Source organism: Parcubacteria group bacterium (assembly GCA_041657845.1).
Classification (GTDB): domain Bacteria; phylum Patescibacteriota; class Minisyncoccia; order Moranbacterales; family JAKLHP01; genus JAKLHP01.
The window spans coordinates 1-24,364 of record JBBABD010000011.1; the positions used below are offsets into that span (position 1 = coordinate 1).

Here is a 24,364-nt window from a genome sequence, read left to right on the forward strand (position 1 = left end):
TTAATCATCCGTGGAGAAGTAGGATTAGAGCCGATATTCGCTGCGCCATAATTTCTAAAGTTCCGCAAGTATGACATTTTAAAAAAACGCAGCGCTATGACATTTTAAAAAAACTTTGACATCCTAATTCGAGCAGTTGACACAGCTAAACAGCTCTGCTAAGCTGAATAACTGGCATTTTAAGCATCCTATTTAAAAATTATAAATTCCATAAGTATGGCTCTTGAACCGATCCAACAAATTGAAAAAATTATAGATGAATCAAAAAATGTTCTGATAATTTTGCCGCAAAATCCAAATGGAGATGCAATCGGATCTGGATGGGCGTTTTATTTTTTTCTTGAAAAAAAAGGAATAGTTCCGACGCTGGCTTTTGTCGATGAATTCAAAGAAGCGGAAAGATTTATTTTTCTTCCTAAGCCGAAAAATATTTCCGAAAGCATCGCTGAAGCTAAAGAATTTATCCTGGTTTTTAATACTAAATATAACAAAATAAGCAACGTCAAACCTGAATTTGGCGAAGACGAACTTAAAATTTATATTACTCCGGAAAAAGGCTCCATAGATCCTCGCGACTTTTGTTTTATTCCGGCGAAATCAAAATATGACGCGATTGTTGTTTTGGATAGTCCCGATAAAGAAACACTCGGAAAAGTTTTTGAAGATGATCCGGATATTTTTTATGAAATTCCAGTCATCAATATCGACCATCATTCTAACAATGAAAACTTCGGACAAGTTAATATGGTGAATATTACCGCGTCCTCTACGGCAGAGGTTTTGTATGAAATTTTTGAAAAAATTGACTCGACAATAATTGATGAAAATATTTCTGATTGTCTTTTGACCGCTATCATTAGCGGAACGGAAAGTTTTCAAAGAAAAAATACCACGCCAAAATCACTTCAAATTTCCGCCAAGCTGATGGATAATGGCGCCAAACAGCAGGAAATAATCCGCTGGCTTTTCAAAACACAACCTTTTAACACTTTAAAGCTTTGGGGTAGAGTTATGGCGCGCCTTAATTGGGATGAAAATTTAAAATTAGTCTGGTCGCTTGTCGCTATTGAGGATTTTGTTCAGAGTCGAAGCAATCCTCAAGATATTCCTTTTATTCTAGAAAAAATCAAGGATAATTATTCTGCTGGCAATATTTTTATGGTTTTGTACAACGAAAATATAGATATCGTTGCAGGGATGATAAAATGCGCGAGTCCAGAAATGGCAAAAAAATTGTCCGGTATTCTTGATGGACAAATTAAACAAGATATTGTGATTTTCAGAATAGAGAAAAAAAATATTTTAGAAGTCGAAAAAGAGGTATTGGAAAAATTGAGGAAATAAAAAACGATAGATAAAAATACACAATTAAAATATTATTAAATCAGGGCTGCGTCCTGATTTTTTTGCTATTCTAATCGAAATAATATAAAATATAAGAAAGAAATTAAAATTCTTTCAATATGTCAAAGGTAATCAGGGGAAAATCTGAAACAGACCAAGGAAGAGCGCTGAAAACTCAGTTGGTTATCAGCCATGCAAACAAAGCTGAAGAAGAAGAACAGGCGGCGTCTGTTGCCAGAAACGCTGGCCTTCCGTATGTTGATTTGAATATTTTTCCTATAGGATCCGATGATGTTCGAGCCATCTCAGAAGAAGATTCCAAAAAATATAGTATGGGAATTTTTCAAAAAAAGGGAAGAAATTATCAAATCGCCATTCTTAATCCCAACAACGAAGAAGCTTTGAATTATATAAATGAATTAAAGGAAAAAAAAGGATGGCAAGTTAATATTTTTATTGTTTCCCAGTCATCTCTTCAAAGAATTTTGGGCAAATATAAAGAGGCGCCGCTTCTTGAAAATATTGATATGCTCAAATTATCCCTTCAAGGCAAGGACTTAGAAGAATTTGAAAAACAATTCAAAGATCTGCTAGATCTCAAGAATAGAATGAAAGACATTTCTACTACGCAAGTTATCAACATTGTTATGGCCGGAGGAGTAAAAATGCGAGCTAGTGATATTCACTTTGAACCGCAGGAAGAAGCTGCTCGGCTTCGCTATCGTATCGACGGAGTTCTTCAGGATATCGGAAATTTTCCCCATGATATTTATAGATCTTTAATTTCCAGAATAAAAATGATGGGAAAGATGAAAATAAATCTTCGGGAAATTGCTCAGGACGGACATTTTTCCATTGACCTTGAGGATGGGAAAATGGATGTCCGAGTAAGCATTATTCCGGGAAGTTACGGAGAGAGTGTTGTGATGAGGCTCCTTAATCAAAAGGACGTTCTTCTTAAGGTTGAAGAACTGGGTCTTCGAGGATTAGCTTATGAAGAAGTTCAAAAGCAAATAGAAAAGACTAATGGGATAATTCTCACTACCGGACCAACTGGATCAGGAAAAACAACAACGTTGTATTCCCTTATAAATACGCTGAATGTCTCCGGAGTAAAAATAATTACCGTTGAAGATCCGGTAGAATATCAAATTAAGGGAATATCACAAACCCAAGTCAATAAAAACAAGGGCTATACTTTTGCTAATGGGCTTAGAGCTGTGGTTCGCCAAGACCCAGACGTGGTTTTGGTGGGAGAAATTCGCGATGAGGAAACGGCTGATATTGCAGTCAATGCTGCGCTTACAGGCCACTTGGTTTTATCCACCATTCATACTAATAATTCTGCGGCAACCATACCAAGACTCGTAGAACTCGGCGTGAAACCGAATCTTATCGCTCCTGCATCAAATGCTTTTTTGGCTCAGCGCCTTGTTCGCAGGCTTTGTCCTGATTGTAAGGAGAAATATGTTCCAGCCAAAGAAACGATAGAGTCTCTCAAAAGAATTTTGGCGATAATTTCTCCAAAAGCCAAAGTTGAAATTCCAAAGGACATCGAATATCTTTACCGCCCCAAAGGATGTCCGAAGTGCAGGGGGTTGGGATACAAAGGGAGAGTCGGAGTGTATGAGGTTTTAACGATCAATGAAGAAATAGAAAAATTAATTTTGGATATGGCAGGAGAAGGAGATATCCTAAAAGCGGCTCTTGAAAATGGAATGATAACCATGTCTCAAGACGGAATTCTTAAATCAGTGGAAGGAATAACGTCCCTGGAAGAAGTTTGGCGCGTTACTGGACAAATAGATTTCTTGGATGAGATTTATGAAAAATTAATGTCGCAAGTTTTGGCTCGTTCTATTTCCATTTCTGATGAAGATGTGAAAAAAACTTCGGAAAACATTTCTTCTTTTGAAAAATTAGGGAAATTTATTGCAGGATCCAATCAGAAAGAAGCCCTGAAGGTAGTTTTTGCCAGTGCGCTTCTTTTGGAAGCGGGAGATATTCATATTGAACCGGAAGAAAATAACGTGAAGATTCGCCTTCGAATTGATGGAATACTTCAAACTGTCGGAATGATTCCTCTTAATGAATATCCAAGTTTCCTAGGAGAAATAAAAGTTCTTTGCGGGTTTAAATCCGAAGTCAGGGAAGGAGTGAAAGACAGCCGTTTTTCTGTTGTTTTAGATAAGCCTTTCGGAACGATCAAAGACACGAAAGTTGATATTCGTGTTTCCATAATTTTGGGCGGTTTTGGAGAAACTGTCGTGATGAGGCTTCTCAATAAATCGGCAGTAGCTCTCGATATTGATAAATTAGGAATTAGAAAACAGAATTTGGAAAAAATAATGCACGAAGTAAACAAGCCCAACGGGGTATTTCTCAACACTGGACCGACCGGATCGGGAAAATCAACAACTTTGTACAGCATTTTGAACGTCTTAAATAAGCCGGAAGTAAAAATAATTACCGTTGAAGATCCGATTGAATATCAACTTCCGGGAGTGCTTCAGACGCAAGTAAATGACGGCGGAGGATATACTTTTCCCACGGCTCTTCGGGCGCTGATGCGTCAAAATCCTGACATTATGATGGTGGGAGAGATTCGGGATGAAGAAACGGCTAAAGTAGCGCTTCAGTCGGCACTTACTGGGCACTTGGTCTTGTCTACTATTCATACCAACGATTCAGTTGGTTCCATCCAGAGGCTTTTGAATATGGGAGTTCAGGCGGATGATTTGGCAACTTCCTCCAACGCTTTTATGGCTCAGCGCTTGGTCAGAAAACTTTGTAATTGCAAGGAAAAAGCAACGCCAACTTCGGAGGAAAAAGAAAAAATAGAAAGTGTTTTGAAATCAATTAATCCTGCTTCCGGAGTGGAAATTCCCAAAACGGATTTTATTTACAAACCGAAAGGTTGTGAAAAATGCAATTCGATCGGATACAAAGGAAGAACAACGGTGAGCGAGGTTTTGATAATTGATAAAGATATTAAAGAAATGATTTTCCAAAATGCTTTTTCTACTCAGATTCGAGACAAAGCGATTGAAAAAGGAATGTTGACGATGGCGCAAGACGGAATACTTAAAGTTCTGGAAGGCGAGACGACATTGGAAGAAGTGGAGAGAGTGACGGAAGAATAAATTAGTTAAAAGTTCAAAGTGAAAAGTTAAAAATATTGTCATTCCTGCGAAAGCAGGAATCTACACAAACGATGAACACAAAGTTTTATTTTGTATACATGCTAGCGAGTAAAAGAAACGGAACACTATATATCGGGGTAACATCAAATTTACCTAAAAGAGTTTGGGAACATAAAAACAATTTAGTCGGAGGATTTACTAAAAAATATAATATCCATAACTTAGTATATTTTGAACAAACAGAAAATGTGCAAAGTGCGCTACTTCAAGAAAAGCAACTTAAAAAATGGAAGAGAGATTGGAAAATCGAATTGATAGAAAAAGATAATCCAGAATGGAAGGATCTGTATGAGAAAATACTAGGTTAGTATAGTTCGATAGTGTAGATTCCTGCTTTCGCAGGAATGACACGACCTCAAAAGCGGATTATTTCTGCTTTTTTGTTTGGGGAAATAAAAAAAGACATATCCGTCTTACGTTATGTCCTGAGGCCACTGCCAGGTTTGCCAGTGGCCTTTTGGCTAGTTTACTTCTCGGAAATATCTTTAGCTCGATCGTTTTCAAATGGAGTAAATGCTACCTGAGAACCGGGCTTAAGCTTTAACGCATCTTCTCGGCTTACTCCATAGAAAGTATGGTCGGATGTTTCAATTGTCCCGCCCATACAGAACCTTCTGCTACTGATATTGTAAATTTGCCTTCCATCTTTATTTCACCTCCTTTGGTTTTCAAATGATAATTAGAAAGTTCTCTTCCACAAATCTGTAGACAGGACCCGGAATTAGGAATTCCAGGGAAGGAACAGTGTCGAGGAATACCAGAGCCGAAACCCCGATACCCATATCTTGGCAAAAAAGTTCCCGATATTGACGGCAAAAGATAGAAGCCACCAATTGTCTACAGATTAGCAAAAAAGAATTTTAATAATGTCAGCTAGGAAGTAGTAATTTCCGGATGACTCTCTACTGTAGCATAGCTTTATTTTTTTGTCAAATGGTGATAAACTGCTAATAGTTGCGAATAAAGCCGAATGAATTCGAATGCATTCGAATGCATTTGTTTAAACATTAGCGACCATTAGCGTACTATGATTACAAATTCCGATGAACAAGTCGAAGATTCGGGTCTGGATAATACTCTGCGTCCGCAGAGTTTTGCTGAATATGTCGGACAAGAAAAAACCAAGAGAAACCTGAGTATTCTTATTGATGCCGCCAGAAAAAGAAAAGAACCGATTGAACATGTGCTTCTTTATGGGCCTGCAGGACTGGGAAAAACAACCCTGGCTCACATTATCGCCAAGGAAACAGGAGTAAATATTCGAGTAACTTCCGGTCCGGCCATTGAACGAGTTGGCGACCTTGGATCAATCCTTACCAATCTTCAAGATGGAGACATTCTTTTTATCGATGAAATCCATCGGCTCAACAAGCTGATTGAAGAAGTTTTGTATCCGGCGATGGAAGATCACAAACTAGATATCATTATCGGGAAAGGTCCATCCGCCAGAACCTTGCAGCTTGATCTTCCAAAATTTACTCTGATTGGCGCGACCACCAGACTGGGTTCTCTTTCTAATCCGCTTCGAAATCGTTTTGGAGTGATAAATCGCTTGGAATTTTATACCGATGAAGAAATAAAAAGAATAATTGATCGCAGTGCTCGAATTTTGGATATTAAAATAAATAAAAATGGCTCGGAAAAGATAGCCAACTGCAGTCGAAAAACCCCGCGCGTGGCCAATCGAATTTTGAAAAGGGTTCGTGATTTTGCACAAATCAATGATCAGGATATAATAAACGAAGAGATTGCTCGTGAAGCTTTAAAAATTTTGGATATTGATGAAATGGGGCTAGAGCCGACCGATAGAAATATTTTGGAAACGATCATTGATAAGTTTAACGGCGGACCGGTGGGAATTCAAACAATCGCCGCCGCCACACTCGAAGAAATTCAGACCATTGAAGATGTCTATGAACCGTATTTATTGCAGCTGGGTTTTTTAACCCGCACTCCCCGCGGAAGAATGGTAACGGAAAACGGATTCAGGCATTTGGGGAGAGAGTTTACTGCCGAAAATCAACAAAAATTAATTTAAACAAAATGCTAATAGCGCAAATCATCTATTTCATAATATTTATTTTTTTGGTAATCGCAGGGCTGTTTATCGTTTATCATATAATTAAATATTCTTACAATAAGAACGCGATGCTTTTTATGCTTCTTCTTTTTTGCTCTGTGGCGGGGATATTGATTATTGCCAATCTAACTCTGTTTTTTTCTCTGAATTTTGAAGAAATCATATCATTTTTAAATTTATAAAAAGATGGAAGAAAAAATATTCGGCAAAGAATTGCTAAGGGAAATAGAAGCCAACGAAGGTCTGATCAAAATTATGCATAGGCACTGGTTCAATATTTTCAAACAATTCATTCCTGTCTTGCTGGCGGTGTTTTTCATGGCAGCCTCTCTTGTTTTTTTCCCCGTTTATTTTTCGGATTTTAGAAGCGGAAGCTTTTTAAAGTTGTTTCTTTTTGTTGAGAGCCTTTTTGCTATCCTTGTTTGGATTTATGGATTTTTTGTCTGGATCGATTATTATTTCGATATCTGGGTTATTACCAACGAAAGAATAATTAATATCGAGCAAAAAGGGCTTTTTGTCAGATCATTAAGCGAAGTTAAATTTGAAAAAATTCAAGATGTTACAGTCGAAGTCACTGGCTTTATCCCGACGATTTTAAATTACGGGGATGTTTTCGTGCAGACGGCCGCAGAAAAAGAAAGATTTATTTTTAGGCAAATTCCAAATCCGTACAAAACAAAAGACTTGATAATGAATCTCCAGAAAAAGCAGGCGAAAAGGCAGAAAGCTTTTTAGGAGAGCAAGACGGAGAAGAAATAAAAAAGGAAATACTAACAAATAAAAAAATATTTAACAGGGTGAAAAATGAAAAGTGTAGGAGGTAAAACTTTTTGTTTTTGTTTGTTAATAGTTCTGTTTCAAGCAGCAGGATTTTTTGTTTTGCCAAACATTGTCTTGGCGAGTGAAGATGATTTAATAATTACCGAAATAATGTATGATCCCGGAGGAGTAGATTCTGGACATAGCGATTGGGTAGAAATATATAATCCGACTGAAGAAAAAATAATTATAAATAAAGATAAGTTTGGAATAACAGACGAAGAACATCTTGAATTGGGAAGCGATGGGGTACACTACAAAAACTGTCACAAAATTGACGGCGATTTGGAAATAAAACCCGGAAAGTTCGCCATAATAGCAAGCAATAAAAATGATTTCAAATCGGATTATCTCAAATTTGACGGGGATGTTTTAGACAGCGCTTTTAGTTTGTCTTCAGCAGGAGACTCTCTTAGGTTGAGCAATGACAAATGCGAAAATTTTTTTATTGATTTTGATTTTGAAAATTCATGGGGAGGGAAAAACAACGGAAAGACGCTGGAAAAAATAAAATTAAATGAAAGTAACAAAAAATCCAATTGGCAGGAAAGTTATACGGAAGGAGGGACTCCGGGTGAAGAAAATTCCAAAAAACCGGAGCCAAAAGAATATTCAGGAAAAATAAGAATCAATGAAATTCTACCAAACCCCTCCGGTGATGAATTAAAAGATGAATACATAGAAGTTTATAATTATTCAAATGGCGATATTGATCTTGAAAGCTGGGAACTAAGAGATGCGGGAACCGGGGAATACGTTTTTCCAAAAAATACTGTGATAAAAAAGGATAATTTTTTAGTTGTTTACAGAAAGGATTTTAAATTCGCGATAAATAATTCTGAAGAAGTCATTTCTCTTTTAAATCCAAATGGAGTAGAAACGTCGATTGTTCTATGTGGAAACAAGCCTTTTAAAAGCGACATCTCCTATAGTTTCGACGGCATTGGCTGGCAAAGAAGCAGTTATTTGACTCCAGAAAAAGAAAACAAATTAGACAAAGCTCCCAATATAAAGATTAAAAAAGACGATAAGATTTACAAAAATATTTACGCTAATTTTGAAGTAAAGACTGGAGATAAAAATCAAAAAGTAGTTTGGGATTTTGGCGACGGACATAAAAGCTATCTCCAAGAAACAAAACATAAATATTCGAATACGGGAATATTCAAAGTCCTCTTGGTAGTAAAAGGAAAAAGCGATGACTTTACGGAAAATTTCACGGTTGAAGTGGAAAAATTCGGCGAGTCAAAAATCAAGATTGTTTCCGTAAAAGCCAATCCCAAAGGAAAAGATGACAAAGAATCGATTACGATTCAAAACAATTCCAAGAAAAAAATAAATTTAAAAAATTGGAGCATTGCAACTGGCTGGGATAACTTATATAATCACCCAATCTCAAAAGATTTAATAATAAAACCCGGGAAATCAAAAGAAATTACCAAAAAATATTCAGCGTTTGCTCTAAATAATAAACAGACTAAAATAGAACTTCGCTACCCGGATGGAACCGTAGCGTCGAAAGTAAAATACAGCAAAAAAGAAGGCGTGGAGGATGATGAAGTTTATGAAAAAGGAGAAAGCGGGTGGGAATGGATCGGAGTGCAGACTAACATCGATTCAACGCAAACGAGTGCAGAGGAGTTACAAAATGATGCTACAAAAGAGCGAGAAAAATCGGAAGAAAGTTTAGCTGATGAAAATAAATCAAAAGACCAAGTGGAAAATAATGTCGAAATCCAAGCTGATGAACCGGCAGAAAATCAAGATCAAGGCGAGGTTTTGGGGGTTGAAATAGTAAGAAATGATAAATCGGAGAATAAGAAAGGAATTTTTCAAACTATATTTTGGAATATAAATCAATTTGTAAATAATCTTATCAACTTTTTCTTGTAGAAAAAAGTAGAAAGTGGACTTTTTCTTGAAATTAACTCGCCAAGATGTTATGATAAGCTCGTAATTAGTGAATTTGTTTTTTATGTCAGGACATTCGCATTTTGCGGGAATAAAGCAAAGAAAAGGAGTCAATGATGCTAAGAGGGCCAATGTTTTTACCAAACTGGGCCGTTTTGTTACTATCGCTGCCAGGGAAGGAGGAGGAAATCCAGAATTCAATTTTAAACTTAAGATGGCAATCGAACAGGCGCGCTATGCCAATATGCCTAAAGACAATATTGATAAAGCAATCAAAAGAGGAACGGGAGAGCTTAAAGATGGCGCAGAAATTCAAGAAGTGATGTATGAAGCTTATGGTCCGGGACAGGTGGCAATGCTGATTAAAGCGGCAACGGACAATAAGAATCGAACCCTGGGAGAAATTAAAAACGTATTGGCTAAAGGAGGAGGGAAAATGGTCGCCGAAGGAGCGGTTAGTTTTATGTTTAAGCAGGTCGGATGTATTGAGATAGCAATTGAAGATGGAGAGAAGGATAACCTAGAAATTTTAGCGATTGAAGCCGGAGCGGATGATATTTCATATGAAGATGGGGTATTTTCTGTTTATACTAAAATTGAAGATCTGAAAGAAGTAAAAGAAAATATTGAAAAAAGCGGGCTAAATGTTGAAAGTGCCGGGCTCATTTATGTTCCGACCCAAAAAACTAGTATTTCCGAAAAAGACAAAGAAAGCTATGAAAAACTTTTGGAAGCATTGGATGATCTGGATGATGTGCAGGAAATCTTTGATAACTTGTAACATTTTTTATTATGAAAGTGCTTGGAATCGATCCTGGAACCGCGACGACTGGCTGGGCTATATTAGAAGAATGCAAAGGATGCGTTGCGCCGATAGCTTATGGACATATCAGTACTTTGCCAAAAAATTCTGTTTCCGATCGCCTAAAAGAAGTGGCGGATGATTTGGAAAAAATAATAAAAAAATATGAACCGCAGGAATCAGCCATTGAGGACATCTTCTTTTTTAAAAACGTAAAAACTGCCGTAAAGGTGAGCCAATCCAGAGGAGCGATGCTGTTGACGCTTGAGAAGAAAAATGTTAGAATTTTCAGTTATACTCCGCTCCAAGTCAAACAGGCGCTAACCGGATATGGAAGAGCAGACAAGAAGCAAATTCAACTGATGGTAAAAAATATTTTGAAACTTAAATCAATCCCCAAGCCGGATGATACGGCGGATGCGATTGCAATAGCGCTTTGCCATTTAAACAGCCGAAAAGTAAACAGTTTAAAGAATTTTTGATTTTGAAATTTAAAAATTATTTATAAAATTAAAAATGTGAAAACTATATGAATATCAATCCAGTTATAAACTATTTTGTTAATCAGGGGGTTCCTTTGATAACGGTGATTCTTCTCTTGATGTTTCCGATAATTGCAACGATGATTGCATTTTTACGCCAAGTTGTCGGGATAAAAGCTTTTGGAATTTACACCCCATCAATAATTATTTTTGCCTTTTTTGCCACCGGAATAAAATATGGAGTGGCTTTGTTCGTCAGTGTTATTCTAGTTGGAATGGCAGTTAGGTTTATTCTTAAGAGATTTCGAATGCTCTATCTTCCTCGAATCGCAATAACACTTAGCACTGTTGCTTTAGCTATGCTTTTGATGCTGGCTCTTGGAGGATCGCTTCAGAGGACAGGGCTGGCCGCAGTTTCAATATTTCCGCTTCTCATTATGATTACTCTGGTTGAAAAGTTTATCGCTACTCAAATTGAAAAAGGAAATAAGACTGCTTTTTATCTGGCGCTGGAAACTTTAATAATATCCATTGCCGGATATTATTTGTTAAAATGGGATTTTCTTATTAAATTTGTCGTTGCGTATCCCTGGGCAATACTTCTTACAATTCCAATTAATATTGCGCTTGGAAAATGGACCGGTCTTCGAATTAGTGAATATTTGAGATTCAGAGAAGTATTTAAAAAAATGTAACAATGTTTGATTTTCTAAAAAACTTTAAAAAGAGAAAAAAGTTGCTCGGGATGAATTCTCGCAATCTTGAATATGTTCGTCCGGCTAATTTAAAAAGAGCTCGAGAGATTGCCGATAACAAAATTTTAAGCAAAAGAATTCTCAAAAAAGGAGAAATTCCAGTTCCAAAATTGATTGCTAAAATCGGAAGCCTTGAACAATTGGAAAATTTTGATTGGAATACTCTTCCTGACAGTTTTGTTCTAAAGCCGAATCGTGGTTTTGGAGGAGAAGGAATTATTGTTGTCTATGGAAAGAAAAAGGATCGGGAAAATGTATGGATCAAAGCGGACGGATCCGTAATAACAGTTGATGACTTGAAAAGTCACATTCAAAATATTATTGATGGGGCTTTTTCTTTGGCTAATGTTTCTGATATTGCTTTTTTTGAAGAGCGCTTGAAGCTTCTCAAGCTTTTTAAGCCCTATGCCTTTAAAGGAATCCCGGATATCAGAGTGGTCGTATATAATAAAGTGCCGGTAATGGCAATGCTTCGGCTCCCCACCAAGGAATCGGGAGGAAAAGCCAATCTTCTTCAGGGAGCAATTGGAGTGGGAATAGATCTTGCATCTGGAACAACTACCACTGCAGTTTCCGGTAAAAGCAAGATGGTTGACTATGTTCCGGGAACCAGGATGCTTCTTTCAGGAATCAAAATACCGTACTGGAATGATATTTTAAAATTAGCCGTAAAAGCGCAGGAAATTACGGGACTGGGCTATCTCGGAGCCGACGTGGCAATTGATTCAGAAAAAGGTCCTGTATTTCTAGAGCTTAACGCTCGTCCGGGACTTTCCATTCAAATTGCCAATCTCGACGGACTCAAAAGAAGGTTAGAAAGGGTGCAAGAGCTTAAAATTAAAACTATTGAAAGAGGAGTTCGGGTCGGAATGGATTTATTCGGAGGAGAGATTGAGGAAGGGGTAGAGGATATTTCCGGAAAAAAAGTCATCGGAACAGTGGAAAAAGTGAAGCTTATCAGTAAGGATGGAAAGGAAATTGAAGTCGAAGCAAAAATAGATACCGGAGCAGTTTCAACTTCGATTGACACCGAACTGGCCAAACAGTTGGGATTTGAAGATCTTATCAATTTTTGGAATTCGACAGAAAAGCCCAGTAATTTTTCCAGGGAAGAGGGAAAAATGATAGATGATAAAGTTACAAAAGAATATGCAGGAAAACATCCCGACCTCGTCGGAATTTCTACGGTCTATTCTTCGAGTGGATCCTCTGTCCGTCCCAAGGCCAAAATCAGTTTCATTCTGGACGGAGTCACGATTATTGCTAACGCTAATATCACGGACAGAAAAGAATTGGACAAAGAAGTGATTATTGGAAAGAAGAATTTAGGAAAGTTTTTAATTGATGTGAATAAATAGCCGAATGAAAAAAAATCAATCTATTATCAAAGAAGTCGTTGAGGAAATGGGCGGAACGATAGAAAAAATTATTCCGGAAAGAAAATATTTTTGTATTAATATAAACAAAGAAAAAATATTCGTTTCACGAAAGTTTGAAATAGCTAGCGACTTGATTTCTGGAAAAATGCTCACAGCGTATAAAGATTTAACGTATGTAGTTCTAAAGAAAAATAATATTTCAACACCAAACTCTGCTTGTTTCTATCGGAAAACTATTACTAGCGATGATATCGAAAAAAAACTTAAGTCTCTTTCTTACCCCATAGTGCTGAAAGATTCTAACGGATCAAATAGCGAAGGAGTTTTTGTCAATATTAAAAGTGCATCCGAAGCCAAAAAAATAATATTGCGAGAGATAAACAACTTTAAATTTCTTATAGCGCAAGAGATGATTTTTGGAAAAGAATATCGAGTATTGATTTTAGGAAATGAAGCCATTGGTGTTCTGGAAATGATTCCTCCGCGAATTTCTGGCGATGGGAAGAATACCATACGGAAGCTGATAAGAAAAAAGCAGCTAAAAAACTTCGAAAAAACCAATCTGGATTTAATTTTAAATAATATTTTGAAAGATCAGAAAGTCAATCTGGATACTATTCTCAAAAAAGGAAAGAAAATTTTTATAAAAGGAATATCCTGTTTGGCTGAGGGTGGTGAAACTATGGATGCAACCGAATTAATTCATCCGGAAATAAAAAAAATATGCATTCAAGCAGCTAGGGCAACTGGAAGAAATTTGGCCGGAATTGATCTGATTTGCGAAGATATAGCAATACATCCTAGCAAACAAACAGTCAGTATAATTGAAGTAAATGGAAAGCCGGATATTTATATTCATTACAATCCTACTAAAGGAAAAACTCAGAATGTGGTAAAGAAAATTATTCATTATATATTAAAAATAAAAACAGTTTCCGATTTATAAAACTATTTAATTGATACAATTAAAATATGAAAAAAGTTTTAATTTTATTTGGAAAAAGCGATTGGAAAAAAAGTAAACCATTCAGAAACAAGGATTATCAATATTCTTATGAATATTTTTATTCTTTGTGCAAGAAAAATGGAATTCAAATGTATCGAGCTTCCTATGAATGGTATGATTATAAAAAAAATACATTTAAGCATGCGTGGATATTTGAAGGTGAAGGGGCAAACTGGAAAAAAGTGAATAATATTAAACCAGATCTTATCTATGATAAAACAAAGGCACGCATGGAAGTTTATTATAAAAAAGAGCTTTTGGAAGAACACTATTCTTTTATAAACAATCTTCACTTTACGAAAATAGTTGATGATAAATTTATTACCAGTCTTTTTTTTGAAAAATGGAGTAAGAAATCTTGGCTAATAAAGAATGAAAAAGAATTTTTTGAAGCAGTAAAACTGATCAACTCAAATAAGGTTGTTGTAAAGCCCCTGAATGAAAGCGGGGGAAAAGATGTAATGATTTTGGATAAAAAAAATATTTCAAAGATTCCCAAGATGAAAGGAATGTTTATTTTGCAGGAGTTTATTGATTCTTCTCGGGGCGTTCCTGGATTCAGTAATTCGATGCATGACTTGCGATTAGTTTTTATTAATAATAAAATAGTTTATTCATATATCAGAGAACCAAAGAAAGGAAGCTATCTGGCCAATCTTGCTCAGGGCGGATCACTTAAAATAGTTCCGGAAAGCAAGCTTCCCAAAACACTTAAACCGATCATTGAATACGCGAATGAAATATTTGAGACTTTTAATCCGAGGATATACGCAATCGATTTTATGTTTGATGAAAAGGGAAAGCCTTGGATAGTGGAATTGAATTCAATGCCTGGACTCTATTTTACTCCCGCCGAAAAACCGTATATGCTAAAGATGTATTGTGAATTATTAGAAATATTTAAGAAAAAACTTGAGATACAGAAATGAAATCTAAGAATTTTCTAGTCTATAATTACATAGACTATTCTCCGAGAAAAAAGCAATTAAGAAAAAAACAGCTAGTTGATTTTTATAATGAAAATTTTTCTTTGTCCAAATGGAGCGAGAAATATTTCAACGGGTTTCTTGATGATAAAAAAGAAAGAAAAATGGAATGTTTTATTCTCGAAAAAAATAATAAAATAATAGGATTTATTTTGGGAAGAAAAGTTGGAAAAATAAGGTTCAGATACAATCTGACAACATTATTAGTAGATGAAAAATATCGCGGCAAAGGATATAGCAAACTGTTAATGGATAAATTTTTAAAAACCATAAAGGAGAATAAAGAAGCTAGAAAAGTGTATTTGCATTTCAGGGATTCCAATGATTTTGAAGGATTCTACAAGCATTACGGATTCAGCGGACACAGAATAACAGGGGCATATTCCAATGGAGAAAAGAAGCATTATATGGAAATAAAATTATGAATTTTGAATTTAAAAATCCTGTCGTTTTTGAAAATAAAAAAGAAGTTCTTGACGATAAATGGTACGATAGATTTAAAGAAGTCGGAGCTTTTCAGGATTATGAATATCTAACAGGAGACAAAGAAGTGAGAGAAGAACAAAAAAATAAGTTTTTTAAAGGCGAGATAGAAAATCCCACCCTTGACTATCCGGAACTTGAAAAATTTGATTTTGCGGAAAAAGAACAGAAACTGTTGGAATTAAAAAAAGACATTCTGGATAATGAAAAAAATGAAGTTGTTAGACAATTATATAGATGGAAAATAAATGAAAAGTTAGCTCAATTGAGAATGCTAAGAAGTTCCAAAGAAGGAAATGACAGAAAGTTTTCCCGATATTCCAATTTTATATACGGAAAACCAGAAAAAGAAATATATGATTATACGATTTGCCAAGTTGAAAGAACAGTTGAAGATAAATTATCAAGTGATGATCAGCAAATTGTCGATGCGGCTAAAAGGATCAAAGAACGAATGACCAAGGAAAGTGAAAGCGAAACTGTATTGGAAACACCAAATATTTCAAAAAAAGATTTTTCGGATGATGGAAGTTTATTTTCAGCAGAAGAGGTAAAAAAAGCATTTGAAGAAGCAATAAGTGAATATCAAATTGCAGGATGGAAGGTCGTTGTGGATGATGAAGGAAAATTTACCAGCATTAATGTCGGACAGGATAAGAAAGAGGTTGTAATACCTCAAAACAGAAAAATGAAACAAAAAGAGTTAACTGCTCTCATAGCGCATGAAATTAAAACCCATGTGCTTAGAAGGGAAAGCGGTGAAAGAACAACGTTAAAGCTTTTGGGGCTCGGCCTAGATAGATACTTGAAAGGAGAAGAGGGAATTGCCACCTACGAAGAACAAAAGATTGAAGGAGCAAATGATTTTTCTGGATTTGATGGGCATTTTGCTATTTCTCTGGCATCCGGAACAGATGGTAAGAAAAGATCATTCAGGGAAGTTTTTGAAATTTTAAAAGATTTTTATTTTATAAAATCAAAAAAAGAAAAAAAAGAAGCTTTAAAATCAGCTGAAGAATCTGCTTGGAATAGATGTGTTAGAACATTTCGGGGAACGACCTGCAAAACTCCAGGAGCTTGTCTTACAGGAGATATTGTATATAGGGAGGGGAATATAGGAGTTTGGAATGTAATAAAAAATAATCCGGAAGAAGAAAAGCGCTTTTCTGTCGGTAAATACGATCCCTCTAATCATAGACATATCTGGATTTTGGAACAGCTGGGGATTACTGAGAATGATCTGAAAAAACTAGAAGAATAAAATTATTTATAATAATCCAATATGCACTCAACTTTTGTTTATCTCAAGCCCAATAATCTCAGAAACTCTTTCCGAGAAAATCGATGGAAAACAGCGGGAATTTTATCATTATATGCGCTGGGAGTTTTCATTATTTTTGTCGCCGGAGTGTTTTTGTATTTTGCCAAAGATCTTCCAGATGCCAATGGGCTCAGCGATCGAATGGTTGTGGAATCGACGAAAATTATGGATCGGACAGGCCAGCATATTTTGTATGAAGTCCATGGCGAAGAGAAAAGGACTATAATTCCATTTAGCGAAATGCCGGACAACATTAAATATGCTACCATCGCGCTTGAAGATCAGGATTTTTATTCGCATCATGGAATTAAGCTCACGTCTATTATTCGAGCAGCTCTTAAAGATATTATTGGAAGGGGAACTTCTCAAGGAGGTTCGACAATTACTCAGCAATTCGTGAAGAAATCAATGCTCACAGACGAAAAGACTTTTACCCGTAAAATAAAGGAAGTGATTTTATCGTTGGAACTGGAAACGAAATATTCCAAAGATGAAATTTTGGCCATGTATCTCAATCAGATACCTTATGGATCGAATGCCTATGGAATCGAAGCGGCAGCGCAAACTTTTTTTGGAAAAAGTGCCAAAGAATTAACCCTGGATGAGTCAGCTCTTTTGGCTTCGCTTCCTCAAGCTCCGAGTTATTATTCTCCCTATGGTTCGCATACCGATTCTTTAAAAATAAGGCAGGAATATGCGCTCAAGCAAATGGAAAAATTGGGATATATAACCGGCGAGCAAACAGAAGAATACAAGAATTATGATGTCTTAAATAAAGTAAAATCGTTTCAAGAAAATATTAATGCTCCTCATTTTGTGATGTATGTGAAAGAATATCTGGAAAAAACTTATGGCGAGCAGGCAGTGGAACGGGAAGGATTAAAAGTCTATACCACTCTAGATTGGGATAAGCAGGCGATTGCTGAGCAATCGATAAAAGATCAAGCAGACAAAAATCTAAAAAATTATAATGCAGCAAATTCTTCGTTAGTTGCTATGGATCCAAAAACCGGACAGATTTTGGCCATGGTCGGTTCGAAAGATTTTTTCGGAAAATCGTATCCGGACGGATGCATTTCCGGAAAGACTTGCAAGTTTGAGTCGCAGGTCAATGTGGCTGTAAGTGATCGCCAACCCGGGTCATCTTTCAAGCCCTATGTCTATCTTACTGCTTTTGAAAAAGGGTATACTCCGGAAACGATAATGTTTGATGCGGAAACTAGTTTTGGCAATCAGGGCGGATCCGAAGATTATAAACCTCAAAATTATGATGGAAAGTTCCGCGGTCCGCTTCAGATGAAAGAAACTTTAGCGCAATCTCTTAATATTCCGGCAGTTAAGACATTATATTTGGCGGGAATAAATGATTCTATTGCAACGGCTAAGGCGATGGGTATAACCGGGCTAAACTATCCACAGCGTTACGGGCTTTCTTTGGTTTTGGGAGGAGGAGAAGTTACACTTTTGGATCATGTCAATGCCTATGGCACTTTTGCTACCGGAGGAGTGCATTATGAAAAAACTGCGATATTAAAAATAGAAGACAATAAAGGTCAAACGCTTGAAGAATATAAGCCGAATGACGGAAACAAGGTGATTGATGAAAAATATGTGGCCATGATTGACCACATCCTTTCCACTAATGATTATCGAGCTCCGGTTTTCGGAGAAAATAGCCCGCTTCGTTTTGATAATCGTCCAGTTGCGGCCAAGACTGGAACAACTAACGAATTTAGGGATGGTTGGACAATCGGATACACTCCTTCGATCGCTGTCGGAGTCTGGTCAGGAAATAATGACAATTCTTCAATGCGAGCTGGTTCTGATGGAGTTGTTGTTTCTGCTCCAATTTGGAGAAGCTTTATGGATAAAGTGCTGGGAAATTATTCAATGGAGCAATTTCCCAAATATGAGAAGGAAGATGCTGGAAAGGATATTTTAAACGGAAAATTGCCTGTGGAGAAAGATATCAAAGTTTGCGAAATTCCAGGAAAAAACAATGAATATTGTTTGGCGAATGATTATTGCGCTGACACCGAGAAGAAAGATTTTGCTGATGGGCATGATATACTTTATTATGTAAACAAAGATAATCCGCGAGGCGATGATCCGAAAGATCCGGAGAAAGATCCTCAATATGATAACTGGGAGAAAGGAGTGAAAAAATGGTTTGAAAAGAACAAAAAAGATTATGACCTCGGGGGCGTTCCTAAAGATGAATGCAAGGAAAGTGATTTTGAAGAAAATAAGCCAGATATTTCAATAAAGGATGTTTCTCAAAGCTTGAACAAGCTTAGCATATCAACAAAAATTAATGCGCCATATGATACTGATAAAGTCGAGTTTTTTGTGGATGGAGATAAAGTTGATTCCGGAAGTTCAGAAAATGCAAAAGTTACATTGGCGGATAGCTTAAAAGGAGGGGAAAGCGATATTGAAATAAAAGTTACCGTTACTGATGAGAAAGGAAACACAGCCAGCGATAGCAAAAAATTTGATATAGCAAGCTGGTAAAATATATGATAGCTAAAATCAAAGGAATAATTGAATATATTCGGGATTCATACGTGGTGGTAGATGTGAATGGTGTTGGCTACAAGGTTTTTGTCACGCCGTATATTTTGGGGAAAGTGGCCGGAAGCCAGAAAGTCAATTTTTTCATCCATACTTATGTTCGAGAAGATATTTTAGCTTTGTATGGCTTTTTGACATTGGAAGATTTGGAAATGTTTGAGCTTCTGATTTCAATTTCCGGAATCGGACCCAAGGCTGCAATGGGAATTTTAACCATTGCCGATGTGAAGACTATCCGAACGGCAATTCTCAATGAAGATCCGTCAGTTCTGACTAAAGTTTCGGGAGTAGGAAAAAAGACAGCTGAAAGAGTTATTTTGGAACTTCGAAATAAAATCGAAGGACTTTCCGGACAGGAAAAAGATGAAGTAATGGCCGATAGCGACGCGCTGGAAGCTCTGACGTCGATGGGTTATTCCGTTTTCGAATCGCGTGAAGCTTTAAAAATGGTTTCAGTGGAAATTAAAGATGTGGGAGAAAGAGTGAAACTGGCGCTGAGAAATTTAGGAAAAAAATAAACCATCTTTGCAGATTTAAGAATAATGATTTAAGATTTAAGAATAGCAGTTTTCTTAAATCTTTTGTTTCATGGACAGAGAAAATAGTAAAAATATTGATTTTCTCCAATCGGACGAATGGAGAAAGTTTCAGGAAGCAGTTGAGAGAAAAACGTTTCACGTAGAACATGAAGGTTCTTGGGTGAACATTATTGAGCATAAATTACCGGTGGTTGGGAGATATTTCTATATTCCTCGGGGAGTGATAAGCGAACTGGAAAATCTCATAGTAGATCTAGCTAAAAAAGAAAATGCCGGTTGGATTAGATTTGATGTGGAAAATGAAGAAAGTTTGAATTCAATAAAGAAAAATACAAATTATGAAATCCGGAAAGCGCCTCACGATATGCAACCGAGGGAAATTTTTGAGATTGATATTGCGAAACCAGAAGAACAATTATTGGCGGAAATGAAAAGCAAAACTCGCTACAATATTAATCTTGCACAGAAAAAAGGCGTTAAAATAACAGTAGGCGCTAAGCATATTGATAAATTTATTGATCTAGTTTCGCTTACCGCCAAAAGAAAGGGAATAAAATTTCATTTGAATAATTATTATCGAAAAATGATCGAAACAATCCCGGAAAACATTCTGAAACTATACTACGCGGAATATAATAATAAGATTATTGCAGCAAATCTAATTGTATTTTACGATGAAACTGCCACCTATCTTCACGGAGCAACTGATGACGAATATCGCAATGTAATGGCGCCGTATCTACTCCAATGGCAGGCAATAAAAGACGCCAAAAAAAGAGGTTTTAAAAAATATGATTTTGGCGGAGTAAAAACAGCAGGCGATACTAATTGGAGCGGGATTACAAAATTTAAATTAGGATTTTCTCAAACTGCAAAGCCGATTGAATTTTTGGGTAGTTATGATATAATCGTTAATTCTCTAGTGTATTGGTTTTATAGAATCTTGCAAAAATTTAAGAGTTTTGTGAAATAAGCTTAGATTTTAATTTTAAATTTTAAATTACAAATTTTAAATCAAATCAAAATTAAAAAATTTTAAAACATTTGGTCATTTGATAATTCAAATTTCATTTAAAACTTAAAATTTAGAATTTAAAATTTTCAAACATGAAAAAATTAGTTCCACAATCAATCAAAAATATTTACCATTTAATGCAAGCTATACTTGCCAATATTATTTATGCTTTTCCGTCCAGAAAAATAAAAGTTATTGGAGTAACCGGAACGGATGGAAAAACAACTACTGTGCAGATGATTGCCGGGATCCTTGAAGAAGCCGGAAAAAAAGTTGCAGTGGCTTCGACGATAAACTTTAAAATTAACGGAGAAGAAGAAATAAACGAAACTAAGTTTACCACCTTGTCGGGCTTTGCGGTTCAGAAATTTATCAAAAAAGCGGTGCAAAGCGGATGTAAATATTTGGTTTTGGAAACCTCGTCGCATTCATTGGATCAGTATCGCATCTGGGGGGTGAGATATAATACGGCAGTTATTACCAATGTAACCAGAGAACATTTGGATTATCACAAGACGATAAAAAAATACAGGAAGGCCAAGAGCAAATTGTTTAAGAGCGCGGATGTTGCAATTGTAAATCTGGATATGGAAGAGCCGGAAGAGTTTTTGAAATGTAGCGCGGAGAATAAATACGGATATGCCACAATGAATCACGAATCACGAATTATGAATCAAGGAATTAAAATTATAAAGGCTGAAAATATTGAATTAGAAACAAGTTTATCAAAATTCGAAATTCAAAATTCGAAATTCAAAATTCATTTGCTGGGTTTATTTAATATCGAAAATGCTTTGGCGGCAGCATGCGTGGGAATATCCGAAGGCATTAGGTTGGAAACGATCAAAAAAGCTCTGGAAAAAATAAAAGGAATTCCCGGAAGAATGGAGTTGGTTTCAAATAAAAAAAATCTTAATATTATTGTTGATTTTGCGCTTACTCCTCACGCTCTTACTCAGCTCTACATCTTTGTTGATGGAATAAAAAAACAAGGTGCCAAGGTTATTGGAGTTTTTGGAGCCTGTGGGGAACGTGATCGGGGTAAGCGTCCCATTACAGGAGAAATTGTTTCTGCACATACGGATTATGTTATTTTGACTGATGATGAGCCATATCACGAGGATCCAAAAAGGATCATTGAAGAAATTTCCGCAGGCATTAATAATAAACTTGAAGGAGAAAATTTCTGGAAGATTCCAGATAGGCGCGAAGCAATAAAAAAAGCTTTGCTTTTAGCAAAACCGGGTGATTTTGTGGTTGTTACAGGAATGGGCGCTGAAAATACCAGGGGAGTAGGAAATCAGAAAATTCCTTGGAATGATAAAAAAGTTATTTTGGAAGAATTGAGCAAGTTGTAACCTATTTACAGGACTTACGCGCTTGCTTCAAAAATATCAGTTACGCAAGAACAACAACAGGTTTGCGGAGTAATATCGGCATATCCTAAACTTCTCTTAGGCACATGGTAGGCATTGGCTCCATTAAGATATTTTTTCATCAAGTGCGTAAACTCTAATCTAGATCAGATTTCTAATTTCATCCAATATCTCCCGGGGCACGGGATTTTGTTTTGGGCTTTTCCCGGGATATCGCCAAGCACTGATAATTTTTATCTTATTATTTTTCAATAAATCAACTTTTGACTTTGCACTTTTAACTTTTAACTTCGGCAATTGGTACATTGTCCAAATTTCATATGGATGTTTTTCGCTTCCGGCAGTTTGCATGCAAGCGATGGTTTTTTCTACGATTCCTTCTTCAGTTCTATCTGGACTCTTGATTACTCTTTTTATTCTTTGCTGGCTAATGCCATAATAGCGCATCTTTATTAAAGAATGCTTGGTCCATTGATAGTTATCCATAATTATAAATTCATTCCCCTCAAAGCCCTAACTCTCTCTTCAATCGGCGGATGAGTCATAAATAACTTGCTAACCTTCTTTCCTTTGAAAGGATTGGCTATGTATAGATGGGCGGTTGCTCGGTTGGCAACTTCCAATTTTTCCGGATCGGCGGATATTTTTTCTAATGCTCGGGCTAGGCCTTCGGGGTATCTGGTCAAAAGCGCTCCATCGGCATCAGCCAAAAATTCCCGTTTTCGGGAAATGGCCATTTGCATTAGTATAGCAGCAAAAGGAGCCAAGATTGAAAGCACGATAGCCAGGATTATTAAAATCATTTGAAGCTGTCCCCCGCCTTCGTTATCATTGCTTCTTCGTCCTCCAAAAAACGTCCAATTGCGAAACCAATCGGCCAAAAGCGTAACGAATCCAACCAGGACAACCACCACAGTCGAAAGTAGAATATCCCTGTTCCCAATATGAGAAAGTTCGTGGGCGATCACTCCTTCCAGTTCTGATTTATCTAATTTTTTGATAATTCCCGTAGTAAGGCAAATTACTCCATGTTCAGGATTTCTTCCTGTTGCAAAAGCGTTAGGAGCGCTGTCTTCGATAATATAAATTTTGGGAACCGGAAGTCCGGCGGTAATGCAGAGATTTTCCACGAGGTGGTAAATTTCTCTGGCGTTTTCGTGGGTGACAGGTTTTGCCTTGCTCATCGCCAAAACAATTTTGTCGCTCCACCAATAAGAAACAAAACTCATTGTGACGGAAAAAATAACAGCAACATACAAAATCAAGCTATTGCGCATCGCTCCGGCAAAAACATAGCCAACCAAAATAACAAAGACTAAGAATCCGGTGATGTAGAACCAGGTTAAGCGGGTATTTTTGTCAGCTTGAGTATAAATAGTCATATTTTGTGAATCATGAATTATGAATTACGAATCATGAAAAAATTTGCTTAATTCATGATTCTTGATTCATGATTCTAAATAAATTAGAATTTTACTTCCACGTTTTCTTTTTCTGAAGCATCAGCCTGGAAGAATTCTCTTTTCACAAAATGAAGTATTCCAGCAAAAATATTGTTAGGGAAAATTTCAATTTTAGTATTGAAGTCGCGGACATTGCCATTGTAGAATCTTCTTGAAGCTTGAATTTTATCTTCGGTATCGGTTAGTTCTCTTTGAAGCTCTAGAAAATTTTGATTGGCTTTTAAATTTGGATAAGCTTCTGCTACAGCGAATAAGCTTTTTAGCGTTCCGGAAAGCATATTCTCGGCTTTTTCCTTGTCCTCCGGAGTTTGCGCTCCCATGGCCTGAGTACGCGCCTGAGTCACTTTTTCAAAAAGTTCCTTTTCGTGAGCGGCATAGCCCTTGACGGTGCTAATTAGATTCGGAATTAAATCGTAGCGTCTTTTTAATTGTACATCAATATCGCTCCAAGATTCATCAACTCTATTTTTCAGCTTAATTAAGCCGTTGTAGGTCATTATGATCCAAATGATCAAAATAGCCAGAACAATGATCAATATTAATCCTGCTTCCATATTTTTGTTGTTTTTAATAATTATTACATTGTTATTCCTGGCTTGACGAGGAATCTACACTTTCGAATTATACTAGTCTAATACTTATGCGTTAAACTTGCGATTATCGTTTGTGTAGATTCCTGCTTTCGCAGGAATGACATAGCTGATTTTAATTAAATCACAAATTAGTGCTAAAATAAAGGAAACGGTCGATAAAACTTATACCCTAAATTTTAACGCTAATCTATGCCAACTAAAAAACAAAAATTAAAACCAAATTGTTACAA

The 24,364-nt window shown here is 36.3% G+C and carries 22 protein-coding genes; 18 read left to right on the forward strand and 4 right to left on the reverse strand.

What is annotated here, in order from left to right; all coding sequences use genetic code 11:
- The first annotated feature begins 216 nt into the window (after positions 1 to 216).
- The 3 genes from WC906_02865 to WC906_02875 all read left to right on the forward strand — a co-directional run bounded on the left by WC906_02865 (position 217) and on the right by WC906_02875 (position 4,855).
- Complete coding sequence (locus tag WC906_02865; protein MFA5777353.1) at positions 217 to 1,344, forward strand: DHH family phosphoesterase; 1,128 nt, start codon at positions 217 to 219, stop codon at positions 1,342 to 1,344.
- A gap of 119 nt (positions 1,345 to 1,463) precedes the next feature.
- Entirely contained in the window at positions 1,464 to 4,487 is a 3,024-nt protein-coding gene (locus WC906_02870; protein MFA5777354.1) for a GspE/PulE family protein, read from the forward strand.
- Positions 4,488 to 4,558: 71 nt separating this feature from the next.
- Positions 4,559 to 4,855 carry a GIY-YIG nuclease family protein gene (locus WC906_02875; GenBank protein ID MFA5777355.1) on the forward strand — a complete coding sequence of 99 codons (297 nt, stop codon included), beginning with the start codon at positions 4,559 to 4,561 and terminating at the stop codon, positions 4,853 to 4,855.
- A 158-nt stretch (positions 4,856 to 5,013) separates the two neighbouring features.
- Here the strand turns inward: WC906_02875 and WC906_02880 are convergent, their stop codons facing one another.
- The gene (locus tag WC906_02880) at positions 5,014 to 5,151 is read right to left on the reverse strand and encodes a hypothetical protein (protein MFA5777356.1); all 138 of its coding nucleotides are present in this window, start codon (positions 5,149 to 5,151) and stop codon (positions 5,014 to 5,016) included.
- 423 nt (positions 5,152 to 5,574) lie between these two features.
- Between WC906_02880 and ruvB the strand changes: the two genes are divergently transcribed.
- The 15 genes from ruvB to WC906_02955 all read left to right on the forward strand — a co-directional run bounded on the left by ruvB (position 5,575) and on the right by WC906_02955 (position 22,060).
- Positions 5,575 to 6,585, forward strand: a complete 1,011-nt coding sequence (ruvB, locus tag WC906_02885) for a Holliday junction branch migration DNA helicase RuvB (GenBank protein ID MFA5777357.1) — start codon at positions 5,575 to 5,577, stop codon at positions 6,583 to 6,585.
- A 228-nt stretch (positions 6,586 to 6,813) separates the two neighbouring features.
- Positions 6,814 to 7,365, forward strand: coding sequence for a PH domain-containing protein (locus WC906_02890; protein ID MFA5777358.1), 552 nt, complete (start codon positions 6,814 to 6,816; stop codon positions 7,363 to 7,365).
- Positions 7,366 to 7,434: 69 nt separating this feature from the next.
- Positions 7,435 to 9,342 carry a lamin tail domain-containing protein gene (locus WC906_02895; GenBank protein MFA5777359.1) on the forward strand — a complete coding sequence of 636 codons (1,908 nt, stop codon included), beginning with the start codon at positions 7,435 to 7,437 and terminating at the stop codon, positions 9,340 to 9,342.
- Between the two features lie 82 nt (positions 9,343 to 9,424).
- Positions 9,425 to 10,141, forward strand: coding sequence for a YebC/PmpR family DNA-binding transcriptional regulator (locus WC906_02900; GenBank protein MFA5777360.1), 717 nt, complete (start codon positions 9,425 to 9,427; stop codon positions 10,139 to 10,141).
- 11 nt (positions 10,142 to 10,152) lie between these two features.
- The gene (gene ruvC, locus WC906_02905) at positions 10,153 to 10,644 is read left to right on the forward strand and encodes a crossover junction endodeoxyribonuclease RuvC (GenBank protein ID MFA5777361.1); all 492 of its coding nucleotides are present in this window, start codon (positions 10,153 to 10,155) and stop codon (positions 10,642 to 10,644) included.
- 47 nt (positions 10,645 to 10,691) lie between these two features.
- Positions 10,692 to 11,339 (forward strand): 7TM domain-containing protein, encoded by a 648-nt coding sequence (locus WC906_02910; protein MFA5777362.1) that lies wholly within the window; start codon positions 10,692 to 10,694, stop codon positions 11,337 to 11,339.
- 2 nt (positions 11,340 to 11,341) lie between these two features.
- Positions 11,342 to 12,757 (forward strand): sugar-transfer associated ATP-grasp domain-containing protein, encoded by a 1,416-nt coding sequence (locus tag WC906_02915; protein MFA5777363.1) that lies wholly within the window; start codon positions 11,342 to 11,344, stop codon positions 12,755 to 12,757.
- A 4-nt stretch (positions 12,758 to 12,761) separates the two neighbouring features.
- Positions 12,762 to 13,724, forward strand: coding sequence for an ATP-grasp domain-containing protein (locus WC906_02920; protein ID MFA5777364.1), 963 nt, complete (start codon positions 12,762 to 12,764; stop codon positions 13,722 to 13,724).
- Between the two features lie 26 nt (positions 13,725 to 13,750).
- Complete coding sequence (locus tag WC906_02925) at positions 13,751 to 14,713, forward strand: hypothetical protein (GenBank protein ID MFA5777365.1); 963 nt, start codon at positions 13,751 to 13,753, stop codon at positions 14,711 to 14,713.
- A complete protein-coding gene (locus WC906_02930; protein MFA5777366.1) occupies positions 14,710 to 15,195 on the forward strand; it encodes a GNAT family N-acetyltransferase in 486 nt (161 codons plus the stop codon). Before WC906_02925 ends, WC906_02930 begins: the two co-directional genes overlap by 4 nt.
- On the forward strand, positions 15,192 to 16,514 hold the full coding sequence (locus WC906_02935) for a tyrosine/phenylalanine carboxypeptidase domain-containing protein (protein ID MFA5777367.1): 1,323 nt from the start codon (positions 15,192 to 15,194) through the stop codon (positions 16,512 to 16,514). Before WC906_02930 ends, WC906_02935 begins: the two co-directional genes overlap by 4 nt.
- A gap of 21 nt (positions 16,515 to 16,535) precedes the next feature.
- On the forward strand, positions 16,536 to 19,088 hold the full coding sequence (locus WC906_02940; protein MFA5777368.1) for a PBP1A family penicillin-binding protein: 2,553 nt from the start codon (positions 16,536 to 16,538) through the stop codon (positions 19,086 to 19,088).
- A 5-nt stretch (positions 19,089 to 19,093) separates the two neighbouring features.
- Positions 19,094 to 19,666 (forward strand): Holliday junction branch migration protein RuvA, encoded by a 573-nt coding sequence (gene ruvA, locus WC906_02945; protein ID MFA5777369.1) that lies wholly within the window; start codon positions 19,094 to 19,096, stop codon positions 19,664 to 19,666.
- A gap of 70 nt (positions 19,667 to 19,736) precedes the next feature.
- Positions 19,737 to 20,660 (forward strand): peptidoglycan bridge formation glycyltransferase FemA/FemB family protein, encoded by a 924-nt coding sequence (locus tag WC906_02950; protein ID MFA5777370.1) that lies wholly within the window; start codon positions 19,737 to 19,739, stop codon positions 20,658 to 20,660.
- A gap of 179 nt (positions 20,661 to 20,839) precedes the next feature.
- Positions 20,840 to 22,060, forward strand: a complete 1,221-nt coding sequence (locus WC906_02955; protein ID MFA5777371.1) for a UDP-N-acetylmuramoyl-L-alanyl-D-glutamate--2,6-diaminopimelate ligase — start codon at positions 20,840 to 20,842, stop codon at positions 22,058 to 22,060.
- A gap of 159 nt (positions 22,061 to 22,219) precedes the next feature.
- Here WC906_02955 and WC906_02960 read toward each other — a convergent pair whose 3' ends face one another.
- From WC906_02960 to WC906_02970, 3 genes are all read right to left on the reverse strand, one after another.
- Positions 22,220 to 22,564: a hypothetical protein gene (locus tag WC906_02960; protein ID MFA5777372.1), complete on the reverse strand. Its 345-nt coding sequence runs from the start codon at positions 22,562 to 22,564 to the stop codon at positions 22,220 to 22,222.
- Positions 22,565 to 22,566: 2 nt separating this feature from the next.
- A complete protein-coding gene (locus tag WC906_02965; protein ID MFA5777373.1) occupies positions 22,567 to 23,460 on the reverse strand; it encodes a M48 family metallopeptidase in 894 nt (297 codons plus the stop codon).
- Positions 23,461 to 23,543: 83 nt separating this feature from the next.
- Complete coding sequence (locus WC906_02970) at positions 23,544 to 24,095, reverse strand: LemA family protein (GenBank protein MFA5777374.1); 552 nt, start codon at positions 24,093 to 24,095, stop codon at positions 23,544 to 23,546.
- Positions 24,096 to 24,364 lie beyond the last annotated feature (269 nt).